The sequence below is a fragment of the Mesorhizobium sp. M0195 genome (assembly GCF_040322115.1).
GTDB lineage: Bacteria > Pseudomonadota > Alphaproteobacteria > Rhizobiales > Rhizobiaceae > Mesorhizobium.
Genome location: NZ_JAMYSV010000057.1, coordinates 1 through 5,244, shown reverse-complemented (window position 1 = coordinate 5,244; position 5,244 = coordinate 1). Strand labels below are relative to the sequence as shown.

The 5,244-nt window shown below is 60.4% G+C and carries 6 protein-coding genes and 1 pseudogene; 5 read left to right on the top strand and 2 right to left on the bottom strand.

The features are described from left to right. On the top strand, positions 1–266 hold a 266-nt coding region (locus NKJ12_RS31825; protein ID WP_352707672.1), incomplete at its 5' end, for a transposase. A gap of 305 nt (positions 267–571) precedes the next feature. Here NKJ12_RS31825 and NKJ12_RS31820 read toward each other — a convergent pair. Then, positions 572–829 carry a helix-turn-helix domain-containing protein gene (locus NKJ12_RS31820; protein WP_352707670.1) on the bottom strand — a complete coding sequence of 86 codons (258 nt, stop codon included), beginning with the start codon at positions 827–829 and terminating at the stop codon, positions 572–574. Positions 830–1,167: 338 nt separating this feature from the next. On the opposite strand from NKJ12_RS31820, the gene NKJ12_RS31815 reads away from it, so the two are divergent. After that, positions 1,168–1,938: an SDR family NAD(P)-dependent oxidoreductase gene (locus tag NKJ12_RS31815; RefSeq protein ID WP_352707668.1), complete on the top strand. Its 771-nt coding sequence runs from the start codon at positions 1,168–1,170 to the stop codon at positions 1,936–1,938. 1,307 nt (positions 1,939–3,245) lie between these two features. Beyond that, positions 3,246–4,232 carry a D-alanine--D-alanine ligase family protein gene (locus tag NKJ12_RS31810; protein ID WP_352707666.1) on the top strand — a complete coding sequence of 329 codons (987 nt, stop codon included), beginning with the start codon at positions 3,246–3,248 and terminating at the stop codon, positions 4,230–4,232. 16 nt (positions 4,233–4,248) lie between these two features. On the opposite strand, the pseudogene NKJ12_RS31805 reads toward NKJ12_RS31810, so the two are convergent. Next, a pseudogene (locus NKJ12_RS31805) lies at positions 4,249–4,518 on the bottom strand (transposase); the annotation flags it as partial. Between the two features lie 93 nt (positions 4,519–4,611). On the opposite strand from NKJ12_RS31805, the gene tnpA reads away from it, so the two are divergent. Beyond that, the gene (tnpA, locus tag NKJ12_RS31800; protein WP_352707664.1) at positions 4,612–4,965 is read left to right on the top strand and encodes an IS66-like element accessory protein TnpA; all 354 of its coding nucleotides are present in this window, start codon (positions 4,612–4,614) and stop codon (positions 4,963–4,965) included. Beyond that, positions 4,962–5,244: IS66 family insertion sequence element accessory protein TnpB (gene tnpB / locus NKJ12_RS31795; protein ID WP_352707662.1), on the top strand; the 283-nt coding region annotated here is incomplete at its 3' end. The genes tnpA and tnpB, both read left to right, overlap by 4 nt.

The window sequence follows — 5,244 nt, the reverse complement described above, 5'->3', positions numbered from 1 at the left end:
CATCCTGCACCAGAGCGACGGCCAACCAGTTCCGGCTATTCCTGCATGCCGGTGCTTACTGGTTGATGTGGGGCTTGCGGGCCGCAATGCCGAAGCGTTCCAGCTTTGCCGTCGCCCAATTCGACACGCTGCGTCTGCGCCTCATCAAGATCGCCGCGCGGGTGGTCGAGATGAAGACCCAGATCCGCTTGCATCTGCCGACATCCTGCCCCGACCAGCGCATCCTGCGCATCGTGCTCGACCGCATCCCGCGGCTCGTGACGTAGCCGACGGGGCGCTGACGCCTCGAAACGAACCCGCCGACCGCAACCCGCAAACCCCCGCCTGCCATCACGACGGATCAATCCCGGCGCCGATGAAGCTCGTCAAAAGGCACCGCATCGCTAACCAGATGACCCATCAGGCCGCCGAAAGCCGATCGCTGTGCATAAAACGGGCTAATTGGCAGCCCAGGCTGCTTTGGGCGCCTTGACCCGTGGCAATGGTAGTAAGATTCCCGTCGGTCAAGACGGCGAGCCGGACCAACTCCCCGATTTCCTTGGCAAGCCGGTCGACGATCGGCCGACACAAGTCAGTGATCGCGATGCTTGCAGAAGCGAAAACCTATCGCGGACAATTTCAGCGTAAGCCGATAAAGTTCCGATCGCTCGTTTTGTTCCACCCAACCAAGCCCGCGAAGGGTCGCGAGAACCCGGTGTGTACCACTTCTTTGTCGATGAAGCTTGTCCGCAATTTCGCTAGCGACACCTTCCAACCTTGTCAAACAACCTGTGGTTCGGCATATGGCAAGCCAGCCTGCCTTCTTGCCGATGGGCGGGCCAAGCCCCACATTCGCTGCTGGAATAAAGAGTCGCTAGTGGCTTTCGTAATCCGCCGGATCCAAGAAGGCGTAGGCGCCAATCTTCGCGCGATGCTCAACAAAAGTTTACAAAGCCTTTGCTTTACAGGAACAGGCCTCCGCCGCATTTCTCCTCTAGTCGGACACGGCTTCTACACTCGAACAGGTCAGCGGCGTCTTTGATACTCCTGATGCGTCTGTTTGACCCAGGCAGGCGCCGCTGCTTGGGATGAGCTGTGGTGATGGTCATAGTTTTCATTGTCGCGTAGCTGTCGTACGAGCCTCGGCGCAAGAGATTTGTCCAATTTGGGTATCGGAGAGCAATGGCTATGTATCTGAAAAAATTCAGCCTTCATGAGCGGGTTGCCGTGGTCACCGGAGGAGGCCGGAACATTGGACTTGCTTGCGCGCAGGCGCTCGCTGAAGCGAGGGCGAAGATCGTGATTGCGGACATTGATGAAGGTGTGGCAAGAGATGGTCTCGATCAACTCGCTCGCCTCGGTTATGAGGCCGACTTTATTCGAATGAATGTTGCCGATCCGCGTGATGTTGCTTCTGCAGCTGGGAAGATTGTCGCCCAGCATGGTAAGGTCGACATTTTGGTCTGCAACGCAGGTATCGGACGAAGCGGGGTCCCCTCGGAAGACGTTGAAGACGAGCGATGGCTAGAGGTTATGGATGTCAATCTAAACGGAGTGTTTTGGTCCTGTCGCGCATTCGGCCGCTATATGCTGAAACAGGGCAAAGGTACTATCGTCAATGTTGGATCGATGTCAGGTGTCATAGTGAACAAGCCACAGCCGCAGGCCTACTATAATGCGTCTAAGGCAGCGGTTCACCACCTGACCAAGTGTTTGGCGGTAGAGTGGGCGCGCAGAGGCATTCGAGTGAATGCTGTCGCTCCCACCTATATCGACACAGGCGAGAACCGATATGGTCGTTGGGACGACCAACTTTTTCCTGTTTGGATGGATCAGACTCCGATGGCCCGGCAAGGACGTTGTGATGAAATCGCCTCTGTAGTTCATTTCCTCGCTTGCGATGCCTCAAGTCTGATGACGGGGAGCATTGTGTTGGCCGATGGCGGCTATGCCTGCTGATGGAGTTACCGGCTGAATCAGTAGATGAAGCTCCCAAGACCCCGCGCAGGTCACTTCTAATTCCCCGTGTAAACGGTTGCCGGAAACGGTGCAGCCGAAACGAGACAATCACCGCCCGCCTCGGCGAAAGCCAGTGGGTGATCGGCTTCGCGGTCAGCGGTGATCCGGCTCGCGCCTGTCGCGCAAACTCGCGATGCCGGTAAGCGACGACGGCTGGTTCTCCGCGCAGCCTGGTTCCAGCCGCGGCAGCAGCCCCGGGTGGTCGGCATCGATGACTGGGCTTGGCGCAAGGGGCAGCGCCTCGGAACTATCATCTACGATCTGGAGTGCGACCGCGCCCTTGGTCTTTTGCCCGATCGAATGTCAACACTGTCGTATGGCTGAGCGTTCATCCGGGACTCGAAGTCATCGCTCGCGGCCGGCGTTTATGCCGCCGGCGCCGGTCGCGGTGCTCCCGATGCACGCAGGTCGCCGACCGCTGGGATCTCTCCAGAATCTGCGTCTGGCCCCTCGGCCATCGCAAAACGGTCAGTGTCGCCGAGAAGGCTACGGAGGCCCAGATGAGTGGCGATGACGACGCCACTGAAGGCGTCCCCAAAGCTTTATGGCCTACGCCGGGCGCGCCGCAGGCACCGCAGTGAACTCTCTGATGAAAGCCGCGACAGATCACTCCCGACCGGCATGGAACACCCTGTGTCCAGCTTTAATTTTTGAGGCTGTGATCTTGACGACCCCGCGATGCTGTTGAGGGTAGTAGAGCGCGTTCTTGCGCCACCCCCTCCAGACCTTGCGGTAGACGACCTAACGCAGGTGAACGCCAAACTCAGGTTCTTGCTGCAGACCATCGGAACACAACGCCTCGCCTTTTGTCAGAGGCGTGGGTCACGGGACAGACGCCGGCCTCGGCGGCAAGTTGAGCCTCCTGGAAGCGCTCGCCCACGTCGACGAGCTCATCGAGGATCTGGGCGGCGCAATGCGGCCTACGCGCGGGAAGGACATGCAATCTTGCCGTCGGGCATTGGGCGACGGCGTGCTCGATGGGCGATGCGCCGGCGAGCTCACCCTTCGTTTCGGCCGTGTCTGATTGCAGACATCTATGTTGGAAACCGGATACCCTAAGGCGTAACTATACCGTCGGCGCGGCGCGAAACACATGCTTTTTCCCTTTTTGCACGCACAACTTCTCCGGTGGCACGCCGATTGCAAGATACGGTGAAACAACCCGGGGGCCTGACGAGCTGTTGCGCTAGCGCAGTCAAATGCGAGCCAATGAACGTGACAGCGGGCAAACATCAAAGGAGCATCTCATGCGGGTAGCCGTCGTGTGGAACTATGATCATACGGGCGTGATCAACCGGTTCGGTCAGCCTAGTCCGGAGTTCGACGACCGCGAGGCGGTAGAGAGCGTGGTGACGGCACTGCAAGAGGGCGGCCACGAGACGCTCCTGTGCGAGGGCGATAAAGGACTCTTCGCTACGCTAGAACAGTTCATGCCATCCGATCCGCAGGCCCGCCCCTCCGGAATCGTCTTCAACATGGCGAACGGAATTCAGGGCGAGTGCCCTGACACCCACGTTCCGGCTATGCTTGAGATGGCCGGCATTCCCTACACCGGACCGAGCCCGCTCGGGCATGGGCTAGCGCTCGACAAAGTCATCACAAAGAGGCTAATCCGCGACCGCGGCGTGCCAACGCCGAACTTTCGCGTGATGCGTACGGGCACCGAGAGTACCGGCGATCTGCGTTTCCCAGTGATAGTGAAGCCGTCTCAACAATACATAAGCCTCGGATTGCAGCTCGTGCATGAGCCTGCTCAGTTGAGGCAGGCCGTCGAATTGACCGTTTCGCAGTATACTCAGGATGCGCTTGTGGAAGAATACATCGACGGCCGAGAAATCACCGTTGCGCTACTCGGAAACGAAGAGTGCGAGGTATTGCCTCTTGTGGAGCTGGATTTCGGCGACCGCGAGACGCGTCTCTTTACGAAGGGCAGGGCGGCCCCGGCGCTGCCGCGGATCTGTCCGGCGCAAATGGGGAGCCGGCTCGAGACGGTGCTACGCGATATCTCGGTTGCGACCTTCCGTGCGTGCAAGTGCCGGGACTATGCCCGAGTCGACCTGCGGATCGACCACGCTGGCCAACCGTTTGTCCTCGAGATCAACCCCAACCCAGGGCTCCGTCCGACTGGCTTATATTCCCTAGCCGCGACGACCGCCGGATACAGTTACTCGAGCTTGGTCAATCGCATCCTGGGTATAGCTCACACGCGGTATTTCGGAGTCGGCATCCCCTAGTCTCTCATGTTCCCTGTCAAGGTTGAAGGCAAGAAGCCACGACCACCGGCGGCTTCTTGCCGGCGGCGCTGAGGCGGCGATAGCGGGCGCAGAGCCGGACCTGCCCCTTCCAGGCAATATCGCGGACAGCCTTGGGCAACCCCTCGATCCGCGCCCTCAGGGCTTCGCTGACCCTGGCAGGATAGCGGTAAGTCCATGCCGCTTCGATCAGGGCGCGGCGGGCGCGTCGATTGCCGGCGAGCGTAAGGCTCGACCGGCGAACCGTGTCGCCGGTCGAGCGCTCCGTACGCCTCCGGCGAGGGCCGCCTCGCGCGAGCATGGAACGGTAGCGAGGCTGCGCTCTTAAGGTTGTCCTTTCGAGCGTAGTTAGCAGCACAGCATGAGCCATGTGACGTTATTGACCGGGCCTGAGCGTCGTCGTCGTTGGCGTGAAGAGGATCAGTGCCGGATCCTGGCCGCGGCATTCGCGCCCGGGGCCACAGTGGCGGCGGTAGCGCGTCAGTACGATGTCGCGACCAGCCTGATCTATAAGTGGCGGCGCACGATGAGAACCCGCGAGACGGGCTTTGCCGAAGTTGTCGTGGTTCCCGATAAGCCTTTCGCCGCTTCGGTGCCGGCGGCGCCACCAGCGGTGATCGAGCTGGAGATCGCCGGCAAGGTGCGGCTGCGGATTCCGCTGACCACGCCGCCGACACTGGCGGCGGCGATGGTGAAGGCGCTGGGCGTTTCATGATCCCGGTTCCGAGTCAGGTGCGTATCTGGTTGGCAGTCGGCCAGACCGATATGCGTCGCGGAATGCAGGGTCTCGCTCTGCAGGTTCAGGAGACGTTGGGCCGGGATCCGCATGCCGGCGATCTTTATGTCTTCCGCGGCCGCAGCGGCAACCTGGTCAAGATTATCTGGCATGATGGGCTCGGCATGTCGCTATATGCAAAACGGCTCGAGAAGGGCCGGTTTCTATGGCCGTCGCCGGCGGACGGCACGGTTTCCATATCACCGGCGCAGCTCGCCT